Below are 21620 nucleotides of genomic sequence, written 5' to 3' on the forward strand. Positions count from 1 at the left end.
TTGCATGGACGTCGATATCCACCGCTGGAGACACGCATGGCCCGCAATCACTACTACCTTTCGATCGCCGACCTGGCCCACGCACGTGGCGACGACCCGCGCTTCGCCTACGATGGTGCCGGGCCGAACGATTTTGCCGCGGCACTGCAGCAAGCCTTGCGCGACGACGCGCTGTTCCGGCGCTGGCGAGCGGCCCAGCCCGACCCGGATGCCGTGGACGGCAGCCTGGGTAGCGTCGACCCGACGGCGCAGGCCACCGCGCAGGTTTCCGACCTGCGTACCGATGTCGACCTGATTACCGATTTGCCGATGAGCGTGGTACGTCACCGGCTGTACCTGCTGATCGGCGCGGCGTGGCAATTGCGTGACCTGCGCGTCGCCTGAACCTGCCTGCGCTTCAGTTGGTGGTACAGCGGTGGTGGTTTGGAAAGTGGCGGCGGTGTGGGTACAGTCGGCGATCACGACTTTCGTGCCCGGCATGGGCACACCACCCGGGGACACCAGATGCTTCGTCTGCGCATGATCGCACTAGCCACCACGGTGGCGCTCGCCGCCTGTTCGCAACAGCCGGAAAGCGCCGCGAATCCACCTGCGCCAGCCGCTTCGGCGGCTGCCGCCAGCACTGCCGCAGCGGCCAGCAACGCCATGACCAGCAACCCGTTCTACAGCGCCAGCACGCTGCCGTTCCAGGCACCGCCGTTCGATCGCATCAAGGACACGGACTATCAGCCGGCCATCGAGGATGGCATGCGCCAGCACATGGCCGAGATCGAGAAGATCGCCGCCGACCCGGCGGCGCCGACGTTCGAGAACACCTATGTGGCGATGGAGAAATCCGGTGCCATGCTGAATCGCGTGATGGCCGCGTTCAATGCAGTGACCGGCGCGAACACCAACGACACGCTGCAGAAAGTGCAGGAGGACGAAGCGCCCAGGCTGGCCGCGCATTGGGACGCGATCCATCTCGACAGTCGTCTGTTCCAGCGCGTCGAGGCCGTCTACAACCAGCGTGACACGCTCAAGCTCGATCCGGAATCGGCGCGGCTGGTCGAGGTGGTCTACAAGAACTTCGTGCATGCCGGCGCAAAGCTTTCCGACGCCGACAAGGCGAAGCTGAAAGACCTCAACAAGGAAGAATCGACGCTGAGCACGGCGTTCACCAACAAGTTGCTGGCCGCCACCAAGGATGCCGCGCCGGTGATCACCGACAAGGCGAAGCTGGCCGGGCTGTCGGAGGGCGAGCTCGCTGCCGCGGCGCAGGCCGCCAAGGAGCGCAAGCTCGACGGCCAGTACGTGCTGTCGCTGCAGAACACCACCCAGCAGCCCGAACTGCAGGACCTGAGCGATCGCGCTACCCGCGAGGCGTTGTTCGATGCCTCCTGGAGCCGTGCCGAAAAGGGCGGCGTCAATGACACCCGCAAGACCATCGTGCGGCTGGCGCAGATTCGTGCCGAACAGGCGAAGCTGCTCGGCTTCCCGAACTATGCGGCGTGGAAACTGGACGACCAGATGGCGAAAACGCCGGAGACGGCGTTGAAGTTCATGCAGGATCTGGTGCCGGCCGTCACCGCCCGCGCCAAGGTCGAGGCGAAGGACATCCAGGCGCTGATCGACCAGCAACATGGCGGCCTCAAGCTTGCGCCCTGGGACTGGAACTTCTACGCCGAACAGGTGCGCAAGGCCAAGTTCGATCTCGATGAAAGCCAGATCAAGCCGTACTTCGAGCTGGACAACGTGCTGCAAAACGGCGTGTTCTACGCCGCCAACCAGCTGTACGGGCTGACCTTCAAGGAGCGCCACGACATTCCGGTGTACCAGCCGGACATGCGCGTGTTCGAGGTGTTCGACAAGGATGGCCGTTCGATGGCGCTGTTCTATGCCGACTACTTCAAGCGCGACAACAAGAACGGCGGCGCCTGGATGGACAACCTGGTCACCCAGTCCAGGCTGCTCGGCACCCAACCGGTGATCTTCAACGTGTGCAACTTCAGCAAGCCGGCCGCTGGCCAGCCGGCGCTGCTGTCGTTCGACGACGTGACCACCATGTTCCACGAGTTCGGCCACGCGCTGCACGGCCTGTTCGCCGACGAGCAGTATCCGACCCTGTCCGGCACCAACACGGCGCGCGACTTCGTCGAGTTTCCGTCGCAATTCAACGAGCACTGGGCGACCGATCCGAAGGTCTTCGCCAACTACGCGAAGAACTACAAGACCGGGCAGCCGATGCCGCAGGCCCTGGTCGACAAGATGAAGAAGGCCGGCAAGTTCAACTCCGGCTACGGCATGACCGAACTGGTTTCCGCCGCGCTGCTGGACATGAACTGGCACATGCTCGGCGCCGACGCGCCGCTGCAGGATGCCGACCAGTTCGAGGCCGCCGCGCTGAAGAAGGACAAGATCGATCTCGGCTACGTGCCGCCGCGCTATCGCTCCAGCTATTTCCAGCACATCTGGGGCAACGGCTACGCCGCCGGCTACTACGCCTACCTGTGGACCCAGATGCTGGCCGACGATGCCTTCGTGGGTTTCAAGGATCAGGGCGGCCTGACCCGCGCCAACGGCGATCGCTTCCGCGCGATGGTGCTCTCGCGCGGCAACACCGAGGATCTGGCGAAGATGTACAAGGACTGGCGCGGCCAGCCACCGCAGATCGAGCCGATGCTGGAGAACCGCGGCCTGAAGGACGCGCCGAAGAAATGATCGGCACGCGTCACCCCGCTTGAAGAACCGGCCCGCCACGTGCGGGCCGGTTCTTCTCCTGGCGGCCCATGGCCGGCGTGGCCCGCATGGATGCCGCGGCGTGGAATAATCGAGCCTCCCCGAACGGAGCCGCCCACGCGTGGACAACCACCACTATCTGCAGACGGCGCTGGTGTTCCTGCTGGCTACGGTGATCGCGGTGCCGTTGACCAAGCGGTTCCGGCTCGGCTCGGTGCTCGGCTACCTGCTGGCCGGCGTGGTGATCGGGCCGCAACTGCTGGCTCTGGTCAACGATACCCAGGGAGTGGCGACGATCTCGGAATTCGGCATCGTGCTGATGCTGTTCGTGATCGGCCTGGAGCTGTCGCCGCGGCGGCTGTGGGTGATGCGCCGATCGGTGTTCGGCACCGGCCTGCTGCAGGTGCTGGCGAGCAGCGTGGCGATCGCGGCGGCGGCCTATTTCCTGTTCGGCCTCACCGGCAAGGCGGCCGCGATCGTTGGCGGCAGCCTGGCGTTGTCCTCGACCGCGTTCGGTCTGCAGATCCTCGCCGAGCGCAAGGAAGCCGGCTCGGCGTACGGGCGGCAGGCGTTCGCGATCCTGCTGTTCCAGGATCTGGCGGCGATTCCGCTGATCGCGATGGTGCCGCTGCTGGCCAGTTCGTCGATCCAGCATGGCCCGGATCTGGTCGGCATCCTGCGCACGGTCGGGGTGATCGTGGCGGTGGTGGTGGGTGGGCGTTACCTGTTGCGCCCGGTGTTCCGTTTCGTGGCGAAGGCGGATGCGGTGGAAGTGTCCACCGCCACTGCATTGATGGTGGTGATGGGCACGGCGTGGCTGATGGAGCTGGCCGGAGTGTCATCGACGCTGGGCGCTTTTCTCGCCGGCGTGCTGCTTGCCGATTCGGAGTACCGGCATGACCTGGAATCCCACCTGGAGCCGTTCAAGGGTCTGTTGCTGGGTCTGTTCTTCATCAGTGTCGGCATGACGATGGATCTGTCGCTGCTGCTGCATCAACCCGTGTACGTGCTTGGTGTGGTGTGCGCCTTGCTGCTGCTGAAAGGCGTGTTGCTGTGGCCGCTGGGGCGCATCGTCGGCGGGCTCGATCATGCCGAGGCGCTGCGGTTGGCGGTGCTCCTGGCCTGCGGCGGCGAGTTCGCGTTCGTGGTGCTGAAGATGGCCGGTGAGCAGCGCATCCTCAGCGAACCGCAGCACAACCTGCTGGTGCTCGCGATCTCGCTGTCGATGGCGTTGACGCCCTTGCTGGTGGCCTTGCTGGGGCGTGTGCTCGGCAACAAGGCGAAGAAGCCGACACGCGCCTACGACGTCATCGATACGCACGTGCCGCGGGTGATCATCGCCGGCTACGGGCGTATGGGCCAGATCATTGCGCGCGTGTTGCGCGCGCAGGGCATCCCCTTCGTCGCGCTGGATCACTCGGTCGAACAGCTCGATCTGGTGCAGCGCTTCGGCAATGTCACCGACATCTTCTACGGCGATCCGGCGCGGCCGGAACTGCTGCGCGCCGCCCAGGCGGACAAGGCCGAAGTCTTCGTGCTGGCCAGCGACGATCCCGAATCGAGCCTGCGCGTGGCGCGCGTGGTGCGCCGGCAATATCCGCATCTGAAGGTCATCGCGCGCGCGCGCAACCGCCAGCACGTGTGGCGATTGATGGATCTGGGCATCGAGGAGCCCGTGCGCGAGACGCTGTATTCCAGCCTCAAGATGACGCGCAAGGCGCTGGAAGCGCTGGGCCTCACGGCGGAACAGGCAACCGATCAGGTGGAGCGTTTCCGCCGCCAGGATGCGGATCTGCTCAAGGCGCAGTACCTGGTCTACGACGACGAAACCAAGCTGGTGCAGACCACCCGCGAGGCGCTGTCCGATCTGGAAAAACTGTTCGAGGCCGACGCGGCTCCGCAGGCCGAGCGCGAGCGGCGGCGCGACGCCGGCGTTCCCTTGAGCGGCGACAACTGACGGGTTGCCGAAGAGGTCTTCCTCGCCCGCAACAGTCCGGGGTTGCGCCGCACCGCTCGCTCAGTCGGCCGGCGCGGAAGGTTGCCGCAGGGTTTGCCGCACGCTGGGAATCGCGCTGGTGCGGGCGGCCAGTTCATGGGCGATGTCGACATAGCCGACCTGCCGCGCCACGTCCGCGGCGGTGCGACCGAAAGCGTCGGCGGCGTGGCGATCGGCGCCGCGAGACAGCAGCACGCGCGCCGGGGGCAGCAAGGCGTGCATCGCGCAGGCGTGCAGCGCGGTGACGCCGCGCTGGTCGGCGTGTTCGACCCGGGCGCCGGCATCCAGCAGCAACGGCACCAGCGCGCCGATGTGGGTGGCATCGCACTCGCTGCCCGGACGCAGCTGTGCGCCGAGCAGCAGCAGCAACGGCGTCTTGCCTTCGGCATCCGCATGGTTGATGTCGGCGCCGTGTTTGAGCAGTACGTCGAACAGGCGCCGCGCGCGCAGGCTGTCGTTGTGTTCGAACCCGAACTGGGCCGCTGCATGCAGTGCACTGCGGCCACCGGCATCGACGGCGTTGACGTCGGCGCCGGCGCCGAGCAGCAGTTCGATGATGTCCGGATAGCCCATGGCCGCGGCCACCATCACCGCGGTGGCGTCGTTCGGCAGCCGCTGGTCGACGGCAACGTGGTGTTGCAGCAACAACGCCACCAGCGCCTCGCGCCGCGCCGCCACGGCCGCCGCCAGCGCGGTCACGCCACTGCGCGCGGCCACCGAGGTATCGGCACCCGCATCGAGCAGGCAGGCTGCGACGTCGCGATGTCCGGCGCCGCAGGCGCGTACCAGGGCGGAAGCGCCTTGGTCGTCGCGGGTGTCTACCGCGAAGCCCAGTTCCAGCAGGCGTTGCACGGTGGCCAGAGCGCCGGCGGTCGCGGCGGCCGGCAGGTCGTCGGGGCGCAACGGGCGATCCGGCCGCTGCCAGTCGCGCCAGTCCAGCCAGCGCTCGACGCCCGGGTGTTCCAGCGCCAGGCCCAGCGGGGTTTCGCCGTTGGCGTCGGCAGCCTCCGGGTCGGCGCCATGGGCGATCAGCGCGCGTACCAGCGGCAGCGCCTGCGCGCCATGTTCGAGCGCGGCAAACAGCGGCGTGCGGCCGTCGCGATCGCGCGTGTTCGGATCGCAGCCGCGGCTCAGCAAGGCCTGCAGCAGCCCGGACTGCCCGTTGATGACCGCCAGATGCAGCGGGGTACGCTCGCGTGCATCCGGACCGAACGGATCGGCCCCCCGCTCCAGCAGATCGAGCGGCAGCGCCGCACTTTGCGCGACGCCGTTCAAACGCGACAGTGCGTGTGCCAGCAAGCCGGCGCCGGCCGGGCTGGCACCGGCCTGCAGCAGGTCGTCCAGCGCCTCGGTCGAACTCGGCAGCTGCTGCAGCAACGCGTCGAACAGGCGTCGGCCCAGCGGCGGCGGAACCGGGTTGCCTACAGTGTCGGCGTCGTCGATGCGCGGCGCTTCCAGCCGCGCTTCGGCATCGAGGCCGTGATCGAGCAGCCAGCGGCGGGCGGCGGCGAGGCCTGGCGTAGCCAGATCCAGATACAGCTGCGCCAGTTGTGGCTGCGGCCATTCGCGCACGCGTTCGGCGAAGCCCGAAACGATCGCCCAGTGGCCGAAGCGCAGCGCATCGAGCAGATGCGCCGGGGTATCGGCGCCCTCGGCGAGCAGATCGTGGCTGAGGCTGGTCGGCAGCGGAGTATCCGGGTCGAGCAGGGCGACCAGATCCCAGCGACCGGCCGCGGCAGCATGGTCGAGTGCACTGCGGCCATCGCTGCCGGGCGCTTTCGGCTCGGCACCGAGTGCCAGCAGGGCGCGCACGGTTTCGCCGTGGGCATGCGGCGACTGGCAGGCCAGGGTCAGCGCATCGCGGCCATGCTGGTCGCGCACCCGCGCATCGGGTTGTGCCTCGGCCAACAGCTGCACGATGCCGCACGCGCCAGCGCGCGCCGCTTCCATCAAGGCGGTGCTGCCGTGCTGATCGGCCAGCTTGACGTCGGCGCCAGCGGCGCACAAGGCGCGGGCGATCTGTTCGTGGCCCTCGGCGGCGGCACTCAGCAAGGCATGCCGGTGGCGCGCATCGACGGCATTGACCGCCGCACGGTGCTTGAGCAGCAGCTTGATCCCTTCGACGTCATCGTCGGCGATGCCGGCGGCGGCGACCAGGGCGGGCTCGCCGTCGGCCGGCGCGGGCTTGGCGCCGCGCTCCAGCAAAAACTTCACCAACGGCCAGTTGGCGGCACGGCAGGCGGTGGCCAGCGGACTGACGCCGGCCTTGTTCAAGGCGTTGATCGGTGCGGCGGCGTCCAGCAGCATAGCGGCCACGCCGGGTTCGGCGCTGAGCACCGCGCCATGCAGCGGGGTGTTGCCCTCGGCGTCCGTGACCAGCGGGCTGGCGCCGTTGGCGAGCAGGGTCAGCACCGCTTCGGCGCGGCCGTGCCAGCTGTCGCGGGTGGCCGCCAGCAGCGCCGTGATGCCGCCGCTGGCACGATTCACGTCGGCACCCCTGGCGATCAGCGCGCGCAGCAGGCGGGTGTCCGGCAGCAGCGCGGCGAGCATCAGTACCGGGCGCTGGTCGCGATCGTCGGCGTCAGGAGAAGTGTCCGGATTCGCGCCAGCCTCGACCAGCGCCAGCGCGCGTTCGATGTCGCCGCCGCGGGTGGCTGCCAGCAGCGCTTCGGCCTGCTCGGGCGTACCGGCCGTGCGCTCCTGCTCGGTCAGCACCGGACGCGACGCCGGTTCACGATTCGCCGACGATGCTCCGTGATCGCCGCGTCGGCGCGGCTGATGCCGCTCGCACAGCAGCGCGCGCAGCGTCCGGTTGGCGATCACCAGACAGCCTAGCGGCAACAGCACCACGCCATAGATCGCCAGCGCGGCGATGCGCGGCTCCGGAGGCAGCACGCCGTACAGCCCGGTCAACGCGATCGCGCCGAACGCCAGCACCAGCAGCGACAATGCGGCCGGCAGGAAATGGCTGAAGAAGCGCTCCTCGTGCGAGAGATGGCGACCGAACGCGATGCTGCGCAAGGTGGCGGTGAAGATCCATGAACCGTCACGCTGGCTCGGGTATGCATCGTCCCAGACGAACACCAGGCCGAATGCAGGCCACAGCCGCCACAACGCGCTCAACGCCAACACCAGGGCTGCCGCCAGGATCAGTGCCGCACCGAGACTGGGGGCCCGACTCAGCTGCAGCATCGGCCAGGCCACCAGCACGAACACCAGCACGCTGTAACCGGAGAACATCACCAGATGTGCCGCGCCACGGCGGAGGACGGTACGGCCGAAGCGCGGCTCCGGGTCGAAACCGATCGCATGACAGATCGCCGCCATGGTCAACGCGTTGGCCAGCAGCAGCGGAATCAGCGTCAGCGGATGGGTGGCCAGCCCGGCGACCGCGACCGCAAGCAGGCCCGGTATGAACCATGCGAGGGCTTGCATGAAGGGAGGGCGGCGTCGCGATTTGGGCTGGGTCATGGCGGCAGTATAGAAATCGTTGGACATGCAGACGGTAACCAAGTGTTAACGCCGATGACAGGTGCCGCGGACGATGGCGATCAATCGTCCCGACGGTCCCGCGGAGAATGGGTGTAATCGGGGTGATTGGCCGCGACCAGGGTTTCCTGTGGGGGCAACTGCAAATGCCAGCCCTGCTCGCGCAGGTGGACGAGCACCTGTTCGGTGTCCTCGACCGGCAGCTTGCGCTGTTCGTCCAGTTGCACCTCCATCACGAAGCGCAGGTCGCCGAGCAGCAGCAGCAGCGATTCGGGCAGCTGGTCGAAGGCGTCGCGCTGTGCCAGCCACAGGTAACTGTCGACCTTGCGCAGGCTGGCGTAGACAAAGCACTGCATGACAACTCCGGTAAGCGGACGGGCGGACTGCGCAGGGTAGCAGTGCAGGGCTGTACCGGCCCGCTGCGGAAACCGGCGATGGTCGGCGGCCGCGCCTGTTCATTCGTTAGTTAAATGTTGCGACCGCACTTGCAACGCCTTGTGCGAGCGGGCAAAGTGCGGCCCAGCGGCTTCAAACGTCCGTATGAATTTGCATGGAACGCTGTCACCGCCATCCATCCGAGCCACATCACGACAAGCAGGAGCAAGCGATGCATATTTCTCACCGTTCCCTCAAGGGCGCCACCCGTCCGCTCGCACTCGCTGCATTGAGCGTGGCCATTGTCGGAGCCTTGTTTGCGCCGGGCAGCGCCAGCGCCAGCGCCTTCCAGCTGAAGGAAAACAGCGCCAAGGGCCTCGGTCGCGCGTATGCCGGCTCGGCCACGGCCGGCGGCGACGTCTCGGTCGTGGTGAACAATCCGGCCGCGATGACCGACCTCAAGGGCACCTATCTGCAGGCTGACATCACCGGCATCAACTTCAGCACCAAGTTCAGCGGGTCCGCACATGACGCCCTGGGCCGGCCGATCAGTGGCGGCAATGGCGGCGATGGCGGCACCACCTTGCCGGTGCCGGCTCTGTTCTTCGCCACCCAGGTCGGCGACCGGGTGCATGTGGGCGGCGGCTTCTCCGTGCCGTTCGGTTTCCAGACCGAATACGACAAGAACTGGGTGGGCCGTTACAACGGCATCAAGTCCAAGTTCGAATCGCTGGATGCGACGCTCTCGGCCTCGTTCGATGTCACCGATACCTTCAGCCTCGGCGCCAGCGTGATCGCGCAGAAGACCAGTGCCGAGTTGACCAGCGCGATCAACTACAACGCGGTGGGCCTCAGCATCCAGCAGGGCATCGGTGCGCAGACGGCAGCCGGCGTGGCGCAGATCCAGGCCGCGGCCGCGGCCGGGCAGATCCCGCCGGCGCAGGCTGCCGCGATGATCCAGGCGGCGGTGCAGCAGGGCCAGGCCGCGGCGGCCGGCGTCGCCGCGCTGACCCCGCAGGGCGCGGATGGCCTGGCCCGCATCAAGGGCGACGACTGGGGCTACGGCTGGCAACTGGGCGGCTACTGGAAGCTGACCCCGAACGACAAGCTGGGGCTCAACTACCGTTCCAAGATCAGTCATCGCCTGGAGGGCACCGGCAATTTCACCACGACGCCGGGCTACGACGTGTTGCTGTCAAATCCGGCGCTGGCCGCCTCGATTCCGCCGTTCAGCCACACCACCGGCACCGCCGACTTCACCACGCCGGCCGTAATCAGCGCGAGCTACTGGCATCAGGCGGAGAAGTTCGGCCTGGGCATCGACGTGGCGTACACCAAGTGGGACGTGTTCAAGAACCTCACGGTGAACTACGGCAATTCGCAGCCGTCGACCTCGGAGGCGTACAACTGGCGCAACACGGTGTTCGCCTCGATCGGTGGCGACTATTACCTCAGCGACAAGCTCACCCTGCGCGCCGGTATCGCGGTCGACAGCACGCCGACCCACCTCGCCACCCGCAGTCCGCGCGTGCCGGATTCGACCCGCCAGATGGCCTCGGTCGGCATCGGGTACAAGGCCAGCGAGCACTTCGAGATCAATGCGTCCTACGCGCATATCTTCGTCAACCAGGCGCACGTGAACACGACGAGCGGCACCGGTGACACGCTGACCGGCAACTTCGACGACTACGGCAACTTGCTGAGCTTCTCGGCGCAATACAAGTTCTGATAGCGGTCGGTCCAGATGCGTGGAAAACAACAGCCTCCCCGTGCAGACGGGGAGGCTTTTTCATGGTCGCGAGGTTGTTGGTGCGGGTCCGCGCGGCCACTCAGCCGCGTTGCAACAGCAGCTTCAGCATGCGTCTGAAGCGCGCGCCATATGGCGGGTTGAGCAGCCCTGCCCCATTGAAACGGGCTTGGCGGAATACCGGTTTCAGATGCGAGAACGTGCGGAAACCGGCCTCGCCGTGGTAGCCGCCCATGCCCGATGCACCCACGCCGCCGAACGGCAGGCCATGCTGGGCGATGTGATACAGGGTGTCGTTGACGCTGACACCACCGGCCTGGGTGCGCGCCAGCACGGCGTCGATGCGGCCTTGATCGTGCTCGAACAGATATAGCGCCAGCGGGTGCGGGCGGGCGCGGACATGGGCGATCGCCTCATCCAGCGTGTCATAGGGCACCAACGGCAGCAGCGGCCCGAAGATCTCCTCGCGCATCACCGCCATGTCGTCGCCGACTTCCGTCAGCAATTGCGGCGGCAGCAGGCGGCGGGCCGGATCTTCCGCGGCATCGCCGAGCGGGTGCAGCCGGGCGCCCGCGGCCAGAGCGTTCTCGCGCAACGCGACGAGGCGCTGATACTGGAGATCGGAAACGATGCTGGCGTATTGCGCGTGCTGCGCAAGTTGCGGATACATGCGGGCCGTGGCGCGCGTGGCGGCCTCGACGAAGTCCGCCAGGCGCGCCCGCGGCAGCAGCACGTAATCCGGCGCAATGCAGGTTTGCCCGGCGTTGACCAGCTTGCCGAAAATGATGCGCTCCACCGCGTGCTCGAAACGCGCGCCGGGACCGATGATCGCCGGCGACTTGCCGCCCAGTTCCAGCGTCACCGGGGTCAGGTTGGCGGCGGCGGCGCGCATGACATGCCGGCCCACTGCTGTCGAACCGGTGAACAGCAGGTGGTCGAACGGCAGGGCTGAAAAGGCTGCGGCCACATCGGCTTCGCCGGTGACCACGAGCACTTCGTCAGCCTGAAAATACTGCGCGGCGAGGGTCGCGAAATACGCGGAGAAGCGGGGCGTGTGCTCGCTCATCTTGACCATCACGCGATTGCCTGCAACCAGTGCGTCGACCAGCGGCCCGACGGCGAGGTACAGCGGATAGTTCCACGGCACGATGATGCCGACCACGCCGAGCGGCTGCGGCCGCAACTCGGTGCGCGCGGGCAGGAACAGCAGATCGGCCAGCTTCCGCCGAGGCTTCATCCAGTGCCGGCCATGCCGCAACGCATGGCGGATCGCCGACAGGCTGGGAAAGACCTCCAGCAAGTCGGTCTCCTCTGTCGGGCGCTGGCCGAAGTCCGCATTGATCGCCGCGGCGAGTTCGACGCGATGCGCCTGTAGCATCGTCCGCAACGCCTGCAGCCGGGCGGCGCGCAGCGGCCAGGCGACCAGCGGATCGTTCGCCTGGGCAGTGCGCAGGCGCTGCAGTTGTTCGTTCAAGGTGGCGGCATGATCTGTCATCGGCTTCTCAGAACTTGGCGCGCCACTCCACACCCCACATGCGTGGCGGCGTGATCGAGGCGTAGGGCGTGCCGAACACACTGGCGGAGATGTTGCTCACCCCGGTGACGTAGCGTTTGTCGAACAGGTTGTTGACGTAGACCGCCACGCCCCAGTGATCGTTCGTCGCGCTCCAGTCCAGCCGCGCATCGGTGCGTTGCTGGCTGGCGCCGGTGCTGAAGTTCGGGCTGACATGGCAGGTGCCCTGCAGCTGCGAGTCGCGGTTGCAACGCGACTCGCCGCGGAACGCATGGTTGAGATTGGCCTCCAGTGTGCCGCCCGCCACCGCGCGCCAGGTATAACCAAGCGCCGCGGCGAACGAGAATTTCGGTTCGCCGGTGGGCTGGCCCGACAGGCTGACGCCGGACGGCGCCACGGCCTTGCTGTAAGTGGCGTCGATGTAGGCCCCGGTGAAGCTCAGACGCAGGTCGTCCACCGGTTGCCACTGCGCCTCCAGCTCCAGCCCCCGGGCCTCCTGGTCGGTGCTGTTGACCAGGTAGCGCGGCACGCCGGAGCCGGCCGCGTTCGGGTCCAGCGTCAATGCCTGCCGGTTGCTGTACTTGTAGTAGTAGACCGAACTGTTCAACAGCAGGTGCTGCTCGGGAAACACGGTCTTGATGCCGGCCTCGTAGTTCCATACCTTCTCCGGCTGGAAACGCGAACCCACCTGCACGCTGTTGTAGCCGCCAGCCTTGTAGCCTTTGGTCGCCGACACATAGCCCATCACGTCAGGGGTGAACTTGTAGTCAAGCACCGCGCGCGGGCTGAAGTCGCTCCAGTTGTCGCCGAACTGCACCGGCACCCCGACCGCGTCGGTGAAGATGATGTTGTTGCCGAACGCGGCCAGCGCGTACTGCGCCTGCGGCGGCAGCATGCCGATCACGCCGGCCTGGCCGAGCGCCGCGATGGTGGCGTCGAACTGGTCGGCGCGGCGTGGCATGTTGTACCAGGAGAACCGCTTCTGGTCGCGCGTGTAGCGGATGCCGGTGGTGAGGTTGAGTTTGTCGCCGAGGTGCCAGATCACGTCGCCGAATGCCGCGTACGCCTTGAAGTGGCCGACATTGCTGATCGCCTCGTGCCAGGGATCGCCGAGCAGCGTGTACGGCAGGCCCATCGCAGCGAGCCCGTTGCTGATGTCGGTCAGCGGGTGGCCCACGCCCATCACGTTGCCGGCCAGGGTGTCGATGCTGTCGGTGAAGACATTGGTCTGGCTGGTCTGGCGCGCGTGCTCGTCGTAGTAGCTGACGCCGCTGACCCAGTCGATCAGGCTGTAGTTGCCGCTCAGCTTGAACTCCTGGTACCAGCTGCGGTTGCTCTCCAGGTTGGCGGTGTCGAGGTAGCTGACGATGTGGTTGGTGCCGTCGTAGTCGCCGCGGTTCTCGGTATGGAAGCGTCGCCACGCGGTGGTCGAAACCAGGCTGCCCCAGGCAAACGAATGATCCACGCTCAGCGTGGCGCCATCGAACTTGCGCCTCTCCACCGCGCCGACGGCGTCGTTATAGAGCGGTGCGTGCAGCGGGTTGAGATAGGTCGCCGGATCGGGCGGATACGGTGGGCGCTGCTGGGTGTCGTTCGACAACGCAATCAGCCCGATCGCCGGCTTCGGCAGTTGCTTGAGGTTCTCGTGATCCCATGACAGCAGCACGCGGGTGTCGTCGGAAAGGTTCCAGCGCCACACGGTGCGGGTGCCGAAGTCATGGTCGCCGCCGTAGCGCCTGCCACTGCCGGCATCGGTGATCCAGCCGTCGCTGCGGTTGCTGTAGCTGCTGAAACGAAGCGCCATGTCCTTGTTGAGCGGCACGTTGAGCAGGCCATCGAGATACTGCCGGCCGTAGTTGCCGAAGCGCGCGCGCACGCGGCCTTCGAATTTGTCGCGGGGTTCGTTGGTGACGATCGAGATCGCGCCCGCGGCAGCATTGCGGCCGAACAGCGTGCCCTGCGGACCCTTCAGCACCTCGATCCGCTGCACGTCGTTGAACGCCAGCAGGGCGGCGCCCGATCGCGCCGCATACACGCCGTCCACATACACGCCGACGGCCGACTCGGTGCCGATGCCGAAATCGTCGGTGGAAATACCGCGCAGCTGGTAACTCGGCTGGGTCGGCTGATCGCCACCGACCACCAGGCCGGGCACGAACAGGCTCATCTTGCTGAGGTCGGTGGCGGCCAGCATGTCCACTTGTTTGGCGGTGACGATCTGCAAGGGAATCGGCACCGACTGCATTTCCTGGTTGCGGCTCTGCGCGGTGACCGTGATGTTGCCAAGTTGCGTGGCCTTGTCCGGAGTCGTCGACTGCTCCGCACGCGGGCGGTCGGTCGGCGACGCCGTCTGCGCGAGCACCGGGCCGCACAGCAGCATGCTGCCGCCCAGCAAAAGGCTGCGCAGCGCGGTCGAAAGTGGACGTTGGCGAATGCTCATTCGGTGCTCTCCCCTTGCATCGGATGCGTGGCGGCGGACATTGCGCCACAAGTCAGGTAGCGGAATCAGTGGATGGCCACGCAGGTTCCCGGCAGGGCGGCGATCCAGGCCCTGATCAGGGCCACGCCTTCGCGGTGCACGGTGCTGCGGCCGATCTCCGGCATCATCACGCCGGGCTCCGTGGACGATAGCCGGTACGGCAGGATCGACTCGTCCGGCTGGCCCGGCACGATGTCGAAGAAGTGGTCGCCGGTGCCCTGGCCGGCCGCGGTCGGTGGCTTGCAGACGCCGAGGTGACGATCCTCCGGCGTGTCGTGGGTCAGCGAGAGGCCGGTGGTGTTGGCGGCGCCGTTGCCGTTGTGGCAATGCCCGCAGTTGATGTCGAGATAGGCGCGTGCGCGTGCGTCCAGCGGCGCGCGGGTGTCTTTCCAGCTGGCCTCGCGCGGCACCTCGGACAGCGCGGGTACGCCGTTGAGATAGCCGAGAGCCGCCAGATGCGCGAGCTGGTTCTGCGCGCCATCGGCGTAGTGGTAATCCTTGTTGAGATGACGCGCCTTCGGCCCGATCGGGTGGATCTTGCGGTCGACCCAGTCCTGGGCGTGGCAGCTCTGGCACTGGCTCTCGTCCGGCACCACGTAGTTGAAGTCCTCGCGGGCGGGGTGTCCCGCGGCAGGCTGCGCATCGACCAGGGTCAGCGGCAGCACGGCGCCGGTGCGCGCCAGCGTGGCTTCAGTCTGCGCCTCGTTCCACACGTACGGCAGCGCAACCCAGCCGCTCGCGCGATGCACCAGGATGCGCGTCTCGACCAGGCGCACATGCGCCATGTCCAGACCCGCGCCGGCGAAGTCGTGCGCGTAGTCGTCGGTGCGCGCCACGTCGCCGGCCTTTCCGCGGCCGGCGCGCGGGTAATAGAACGTCTTGCTGATGACGGTGCCGACCGGAAAGTCGAAGGTGTCGGCGGGCTGGTACGTCGCCGCCGTGCCCTTCGGCATCCAGATCGTGCGCAGCTTGTGCGCGTAGTCGCTGAACAGCGGCGTGGCGAGGTCGTACGGCACCACGCCGTCGTTGAGCTGCAAGGTGCCGTCATGAACCTCCACGACATGCCAGTCACTGAGCTTCTGCGGCCGGCCGTCGGCGTGGAAGGCCACCGGCGACATGCCGCGCTGGCAGCCGCCCAGCAGCCACAGCGCCAGCAGCACCGGGGCGTATTTCGCGAGTTTCACGGCCGCCATGTCAGACCTTCGGTTCGGGGTTCAACACGACCGGCGGCAGCTTCGGCAGCGTGCACTGGTACGGCTTCACGTCGTTGCTGGGATTCTTGTAGTCGTGGGGGCCGTCGGCATTGATGACGCCGTTGACGTCCTGGATGCAGATGCGGTCGTTGGCCGGCGGCAGGCCGTTCACCAGGTCCTTCGGGTCGACATAGCCGTCCCAAAGCACGTCCGGGAAATGGCCGCCGAGACCGTACATGGCGGTCTTCAGCGTCTTCAGCTTGAGCCCGTCGGGCGAATCGCCGCCGCCCTTGAGCCGGTTGCCGTAGATGGCAATTCCTTTCGGGTACGGGTTGTAGTCGGCCGCCACGCCGCGGGTGTTGTAGTAGTTGGTGGAGAAGTAGCTGGAAATGATGACGTTGGCGGTCTTGTTGTCGGCGATGTCGTTGTCGAAGACCTCCACCTTGTCGTTGGAGTTGATGACCACGCCCGAGCCCGCCGGCACGCTGGCCACCGCGGCGCCCTTGGCGGCGAAGTTGTCGAGGTTGTTGGCGTACACCTTGTTCCTGAACACGCGCGTCGCATGCCCGGCCTGCGACAGGTTCGGCATGTTGAACACCAGGATGCCGCCGGTGTTGCCGGTGGCGGTGTTCTCGTAGACGTCGGCGTTTACCGAGTTCTCGATCTCGATGCCGGCGACGTTCCGCTCGGCGCGATTGCGCCGCACGACGATGTTGTTCGATTGGCCGACGTAGATGCCCGCGTCGGATGCGCCGATCACCACCGAATCCTCGACCAGCACGTTCTGCGTCTTTACCGGGTACAGGCCGTAGGCGCCGTTGGTGGTCTTCGGGCCGTCGGTCCACTCGATGCGCACGCCGTGGATGGTGATGTTCCTGCCCTGGTTGATCTTCAGCGCATCGCCCTTGGTGTCCTCGATTGCCAGGTTGGCGATGGTGAAATCATTGGCGTTGACCAGCAGGCCCTCCGGCCCGACCAGCTGGCCTTTGAACGACAGCACGGTCTTGTCCATGCCGGCGCCGCGGATGGTGACGCCGTCGGTGCGCAGGCTGAGGCCGCGCTTGAGCGCGTAGTGGCCGGCCGGGATCTCGATCACGCTGCCGGGCTTGGCATCCAGCAGTTGCTCCTGCAGCTTCGCCTCGAAGCTGGCGTCGACGGCGTTCTGCGGCGGTGCCTCGTGCTTGCCGCAGCCGGCGAGTGCCGCGCCCAGCGCGATGGTGATGAACAGCTTGCGCATGATCATGAACTCCCCATTCGAACGAAAAATCTGCAGATGCTGCGTCTGGCGCAGTACGACAGCGACTGTCGCGCATCGACCAGCAAAGGGGGAGGGCAAAACGGCCAGACGACGGGGGGCAAGCCGGCCAGTTATGGCCTGCGGCCCGCTCAGGCAGCGGCGCGGCGAGCCTGCTGCGGCGCCATCCCGGTCCAGCGCTTGAACGCGCGACGGAACTCGCGCGGATCATTGAAGCCGACTTCGCCGCCGATCTCCGCCACGCTCAGCGTGCCGGCCTGCAGCAGTTGCAGCGCGTGCTCGGCGCGCACGCGGTCGTGGATCTCGCGAAAGATGCGCCCGCTCTCGGCCAGCTTGCGGCGCAGCGAACGCTCGCTGAGGTTGAGCGTGCGCGCCACGTCGTTGAGCTTCGGCTGTTCGCGCAACTGGCCGCGCAGCAAGCGCTCGACCGCAGCGACTATCTCCTGGTGCGGCTCGCCGCCGTCCGGCGTGCGCTGCTGCGCACACAGCGCCAGCGCCTGCTTCGCGGTCAGCGGGTTGTAACCGGGCAGCGGGTGGGCCAGCCAGCGGGTGTCGAGGATGAGCCGGTTCATCGTTGCGCCGAACTGCAGCTCGCACTGGAACAGCTCGGCGTATTCGTCCGCATAGTCCGGCTGCGGATAGCTGAACTCCACGCGCAGCGGGCGCAGTTCGGGGCCGACCAGTTCGCGCGCGATCATCGTCGAACTGGCGAACAGCTCTTCGCAGAAGAACGGCAGCAACTCCCGGTCGCCGAACTGCGGCGCGGCGACGAGTGCCACGGCGTGTTCGCTGACCGCCTCGAACGAAAGATCGAGCAGGCAGCCGCAGATCTTGTGGTAATGGATGCCCGACTGCATCGCCTCGCCGAACGTGCGCGAGGTCATCATCGCCAGCCCGAGCAGGCCGAAACCGCCGATGGTGCCCTCGCGCCCGATGCGCAGCCCGGCATCGGGCACGTCCAGCGTCCGCAACGCGCGGCGCACGAAGGTGCTGGCCTGCCGGTACGACACCCGCAGCGCCGGATCGGCAATCTGGGTGCGGCTGAGCGCCAGCCCGGCAAACCATGGCCGGCTGTCGATACCGCGCGCATCGGCGAGCTGCATCAGGTACAGCAGCTTGTTCGGCGGGAATTCCGCCGCGGTAAAGCGGGCATCGTCGGTCGCCAGCAGTGCGCTGTGGGCCGGGGAGAGACCGATCGTGCCGACGGGACGTGACATGCTGCGGATGCTCCAGCGCATGCCTGCGGGCGCGGGCCGGCAGGCGAGGCGGTCTCTATAGCACGCGAGTCCACTGCGTCGTTTGCGCGCCGCACAACCGGTGCCGGTCAGTGGCCGCTATCACGATCACGATCGTGATCATCATGGCTAACGGAGTCGTCGTGATGCCCCGCCGCACACCCGCGGTCATGCACCGGCACGGTACAGCCGCCGAGCGCGAAGGTGCCCATCACGACACTGAGCGTGACCGGCGCGGTGGAAACGAATCGACGCATGGGATGAGCCCCGGCTCATTGAATGGAACCGGGGGAATGGCCGGCTGCGCGTGATGGCGGCGGGTACGCCGCCGGCTGACGAGAGGTTCGTTCAGCCGGATGGGGCAGGGACAGACGTGGCGGCTTACTCGCCGATCGTCAGCAGCGAAGCATTGCCGCCGGCGGCGGTGGTGTTGATGGTGAGCGTGCGTTCGCCGGCGAAGCGCAGCAGGTAATGCGGGCCGCCGGCCTTGGGGCCGGTGCCTGACAGGTTCTCTCCGCCGAACGGCTGCACGCCGACCACCGCGCCGATCTGGTTGCGGTTGACGTAGCAGTTGCCGACGCGCGCGTGGCTGGCGATGTAGTCGACGGTGTCGTTGATGCGGCTGTGGATGCCGAGAGTGAGGCCGTAGCCGGTGGCGTTGATCTGCTCGACCACCTGCTTCAGCTCGCTGCCTTTCCAGCGGATCACGTGCAACACCGGGCCGAACACTTCGCGCGTCAACGTGGCGAGCGACGGAATCTCGTAGGCGCGTGGGGCGAAGAACGTGCCGTGGGCGGTGGTGGCCGGATCGAGCGCGACTTCACCGATCTTCTTCGCCTCGGTGTCCATCCGCGCGGCGTGGTCGACCAGGATCTTCAATGCATCCGCGTCGATCACCGGACCGACGTCGGTCGACAGTTGCCCGGGATCGCCGACCTTCAGCTCGGCCATGGCGCCGGTGAGCATGGTGCAGACCTTGTCGGCGATGTCCTCCTGCACGAACAGCACGCGCGCGGCCGAGCAGCGCTGGCCGGCGGACTGGAACGCCGAGGCGATCACGTCCTTGACGATCTGCTCGGGCAGGGCGGAGGAGTCGGCGATCATCGCGTTCTGGCCGCCGGTCTCGGCGATCAGCGCGGCGATCGGCGCATTGCGTGCGGCCAGTGCGCGGTTGATCGCCCACGCGGTATCGGTGGAGCCGGTGAACGCGACGCCGGCGACGCGCGGATCGCGGGTCAGGGCGGCGCCGACGGTGGCGCCGTCACCCGGCAGGTATTGCAGCACGTCGACCGGCACGCCGGCGTCGTGCAGCAGTTTCACGGCGGCATGGCCGATCAGCGAAGTCTGCTCGGCCGGCTTGGCGATGACGGCATTGCCGGCGGCGAGCGCGGCGCTGACCTGGCCGAGGAAGATCGCCAGCGGGAAATTCCACGGGCTGATGCAGACGAACACGCCGCGGCCGTTGAGGAACAGCTGGTTGCTCTCGCCGGTCGGGCCGGGCAGTTGTTCGGGCTGGCCGAACAGGCGTCGCGCCATGGTGGCGTAGTAGCGCAGGAAATCGGCCGCCTCGCGGATCTCGGCGATCGCGTCGGGCAGGCTCTTGCCGGCCTCGCGCACGCACAGCGCGATGAACTCGCCGCGGCGCGCTTCCAGCTGCTCGGCGGCGTGTTCGAGGATCGCGGCGCGGCTGGCCGCGGGCAGGCGATCCCAGCCGTGCTGGGCGGCGACCGCATTGCCCAGCGCCTTGTCGACGGTGGCGCTGTCCGCGCTGACATAGCTGCCCACGTTTTGGCGGCGGTCGGCCGGATTGGTCACCTGTACGGTCGGGCCGCTGGCGGTCGCGCCCGGCACCAGCGGAGCTGCGGCCCACGGGCCGGCGTTGGCGTTGACCGCGTCGGCCATCGCCTTCAGTTCGTTGTCGTTGGAGAAGTTGACGCCCATGGAATTCTTCCGAAGTTCACCGTAAAGATTCACCGGCAGCGGAATGCGCGGGTGAGGGACCGAGGCAAAGGCTCGCACCGTTTCGCACGGATCGCCGACCAGCTCGCGCACCGGCACGCTCTCGTCCACCACGCGGTTGACGAAGCTGGTGTTGGCGCCGTTCTCGAGCAGGCGGCGCACCAGGTAGGGCAGCAGATCCTCATGCGTGCCGACCGGCGCGTACACGCGGCACGGCACATTGAGGTTTTGCGGGCCGATCACTTCGGCATACAGGTCGGTGCCCATGCCGTGCAGGCGCTGGTACTCGTACGGACGGCCCTGCGCGATGTGGTGCACGGCGGCGATCGAGTGCGCGTTGTGGGTGGCGAACTGCGGGTAGATCAACTCGCCGCCCGCGTTGAACAGGCGCCGCGCGCAAGCCAGGTACGACACGTCGGTGTTCGGCTTGCGCGTGTAGACCGGGTAACCGGCCAGGCCATTTTCCTGGGCGCGCTTGATCTCCGCGTCCCAGTAGGCGCCCTTGACCAGTCGCACGTACCAGCGGCGGTTCGCGGCGCGTGCGGTCTCGATCAGCCAGTCGATCACGAACGGCGTGCGCTTGGCGTACGCCTGCACCACGATGCCGAGGCCGTTCCAGCCTTCCAGCGAGGGATGCGCGAATACGTCGCCGATGATGTCCAGCGACAGTTCGAGGCGTTCGGCCTCTTCGGCGTCCACCGACAGCGCGATGCCGTACTTCATCGCCAGCTGCGACAATTCCAGCAGCTTCTCCCCGAGCTGGCGACGGGCCAGTTCGCGCTTGGCGACTTCGTAGCGCGGATGCAGCGCGGACAGCTTCACCGAGATCGACGGCGCGTCGGTGTGGTTGGCGAACGGGCCGCGCGCGCCGATGGCGGCGATCGCGTTGCGGTAATCCTGCTGGTAGCGTTCGGCCGTCTCCGCGGTGAGCGCGGACTCGCCCAGCATGTCGTAGGAATACCGGTACACCGCGTATTCCTTCTTGGCGCAGCGGTCCAGCGCCTCGTCGATGGTGCGTCCCATCACGAACTGGTGGCCCATGATGCGCATCGCCTGGCGTACGGCCAGGCGGATCGCCGGCTCGCCGGCGCGGCCGACCAGGCGCTTCAGCGAGCCGGTGAAATCGTGACGGGTGTTCTCGCTCAGATTGACCAGGTGGCCGGTCAGCATCAGGCCCCAGGTAGAGGCGTTGACGAACAGCGATTCGCTCTGGCCCAGGTGCTTCTTCCAGTCCGCCTCGCCGAGTTTGTCGCGGATCAGCTTGTCCGCGGTGCCCTTGTCGGGAATGCGCAGCAGGGCCTCGGCCACGCACATCAGCAGCACGCCTTCTTCGCTGGACAGATCGTACTGGCGCATGAAGGACTCGACCGCGCTCTGGTCCTTCGCGCGCGCGCGCACCCGCGTGACCAGCCCGGCGGCGAGGTCGATCACCTGCTCGCGTTCGGCGGGCGGCAGGGTGGCCTGGGCGAGCAGATCGTTGACCGCCTCGGTTTCATCGCGCAGCCATGCTGCGGTGATGCGCGCGCGCGCCGGGGGGCTGTCGATCGGAAGTTCGGGGCTGAGTATGGGCTGGGTCACGGACTTGTCGTAAAACGCGCTGCTGCGCCGGGAGCGCGGGATTGTACGCTGCGTGGGCGGATTCGGGCAGGATCCGAAACCTC

General features: G+C 67.2%; 13 protein-coding genes. 4 read left to right on the forward strand and 9 right to left on the reverse strand.

Features of this window, described 5'->3' with window-relative positions; genetic code table 11:
• The first annotated feature begins 36 nt into the window (after positions 1-36).
• The 3 genes from ACFPME_RS06630 to ACFPME_RS06640 all read left to right on the forward strand — a co-directional run bounded on the left by ACFPME_RS06630 (position 37) and on the right by ACFPME_RS06640 (position 4675).
• A complete protein-coding gene (locus tag ACFPME_RS06630; RefSeq protein ID WP_377303353.1) occupies positions 37-384 on the forward strand; it encodes a hypothetical protein in 348 nt (115 codons plus the stop codon).
• A 120-nt stretch (positions 385-504) separates the two neighbouring features.
• The gene (dcp, locus tag ACFPME_RS06635) at positions 505-2700 is read left to right on the forward strand and encodes a peptidyl-dipeptidase Dcp (protein WP_377303356.1); all 2196 of its coding nucleotides are present in this window, start codon (positions 505-507) and stop codon (positions 2698-2700) included.
• 139 nt (positions 2701-2839) lie between these two features.
• On the forward strand, positions 2840-4675 hold the full coding sequence (locus ACFPME_RS06640; protein WP_377303359.1) for a monovalent cation:proton antiporter-2 (CPA2) family protein: 1836 nt from the start codon (positions 2840-2842) through the stop codon (positions 4673-4675).
• A 60-nt stretch (positions 4676-4735) separates the two neighbouring features.
• Here the strand turns inward: ACFPME_RS06640 and ACFPME_RS06645 are convergent, their stop codons facing one another.
• Entirely contained in the window at positions 4736-8185 is a 3450-nt protein-coding gene (locus tag ACFPME_RS06645; protein WP_377303361.1) for an ankyrin repeat domain-containing protein, read from the reverse strand.
• Between the two features lie 80 nt (positions 8186-8265).
• The gene (locus ACFPME_RS06650) at positions 8266-8559 is read right to left on the reverse strand and encodes a YcgL domain-containing protein (RefSeq protein ID WP_377303363.1); all 294 of its coding nucleotides are present in this window, start codon (positions 8557-8559) and stop codon (positions 8266-8268) included.
• Positions 8560-8810: 251 nt separating this feature from the next.
• Here ACFPME_RS06650 and ACFPME_RS06655 point away from each other — a divergent pair, with 251 nt between their 5' ends.
• Positions 8811-10307, forward strand: coding sequence for an OmpP1/FadL family transporter (locus tag ACFPME_RS06655; protein ID WP_377303365.1), 1497 nt, complete (start codon positions 8811-8813; stop codon positions 10305-10307).
• 100 nt (positions 10308-10407) lie between these two features.
• Here the strand turns inward: ACFPME_RS06655 and ACFPME_RS06660 are convergent, their stop codons facing one another.
• The 7 genes from ACFPME_RS06660 to putA form a co-directional block, all read right to left on the reverse strand.
• Positions 10408-11820, reverse strand: a complete 1413-nt coding sequence (locus ACFPME_RS06660; RefSeq protein WP_377303367.1) for a coniferyl aldehyde dehydrogenase — start codon at positions 11818-11820, stop codon at positions 10408-10410.
• 7 nt (positions 11821-11827) lie between these two features.
• Entirely contained in the window at positions 11828-14278 is a 2451-nt protein-coding gene (locus tag ACFPME_RS06665) for a TonB-dependent receptor (RefSeq protein ID WP_377303369.1), read from the reverse strand.
• Positions 14279-14343: 65 nt separating this feature from the next.
• The gene (locus ACFPME_RS06670) at positions 14344-15510 is read right to left on the reverse strand and encodes an SO2930 family diheme c-type cytochrome (RefSeq protein WP_377303371.1); all 1167 of its coding nucleotides are present in this window, start codon (positions 15508-15510) and stop codon (positions 14344-14346) included.
• 1 nt (position 15511) lies between these two features.
• Positions 15512-16747 (reverse strand): parallel beta-helix domain-containing protein, encoded by a 1236-nt coding sequence (locus ACFPME_RS06675; RefSeq protein ID WP_377303373.1) that lies wholly within the window; start codon positions 16745-16747, stop codon positions 15512-15514.
• Between the two features lie 149 nt (positions 16748-16896).
• Entirely contained in the window at positions 16897-17982 is a 1086-nt protein-coding gene (locus tag ACFPME_RS06680) for an AraC family transcriptional regulator (protein ID WP_377303375.1), read from the reverse strand.
• 107 nt (positions 17983-18089) lie between these two features.
• A complete protein-coding gene (locus ACFPME_RS06685; RefSeq protein ID WP_377303377.1) occupies positions 18090-18257 on the reverse strand; it encodes a hypothetical protein in 168 nt (55 codons plus the stop codon).
• A gap of 124 nt (positions 18258-18381) precedes the next feature.
• Entirely contained in the window at positions 18382-21537 is a 3156-nt protein-coding gene (gene putA / locus ACFPME_RS06690; RefSeq protein WP_377303379.1) for a bifunctional proline dehydrogenase/L-glutamate gamma-semialdehyde dehydrogenase PutA, read from the reverse strand.
• Between the last annotated feature and the right edge of the window lie 83 nt (positions 21538-21620).

The organism is Rhodanobacter umsongensis, from assembly GCF_042654965.1.
Taxonomy (GTDB): domain Bacteria; phylum Pseudomonadota; class Gammaproteobacteria; order Xanthomonadales; family Rhodanobacteraceae; genus Rhodanobacter; species Rhodanobacter umsongensis.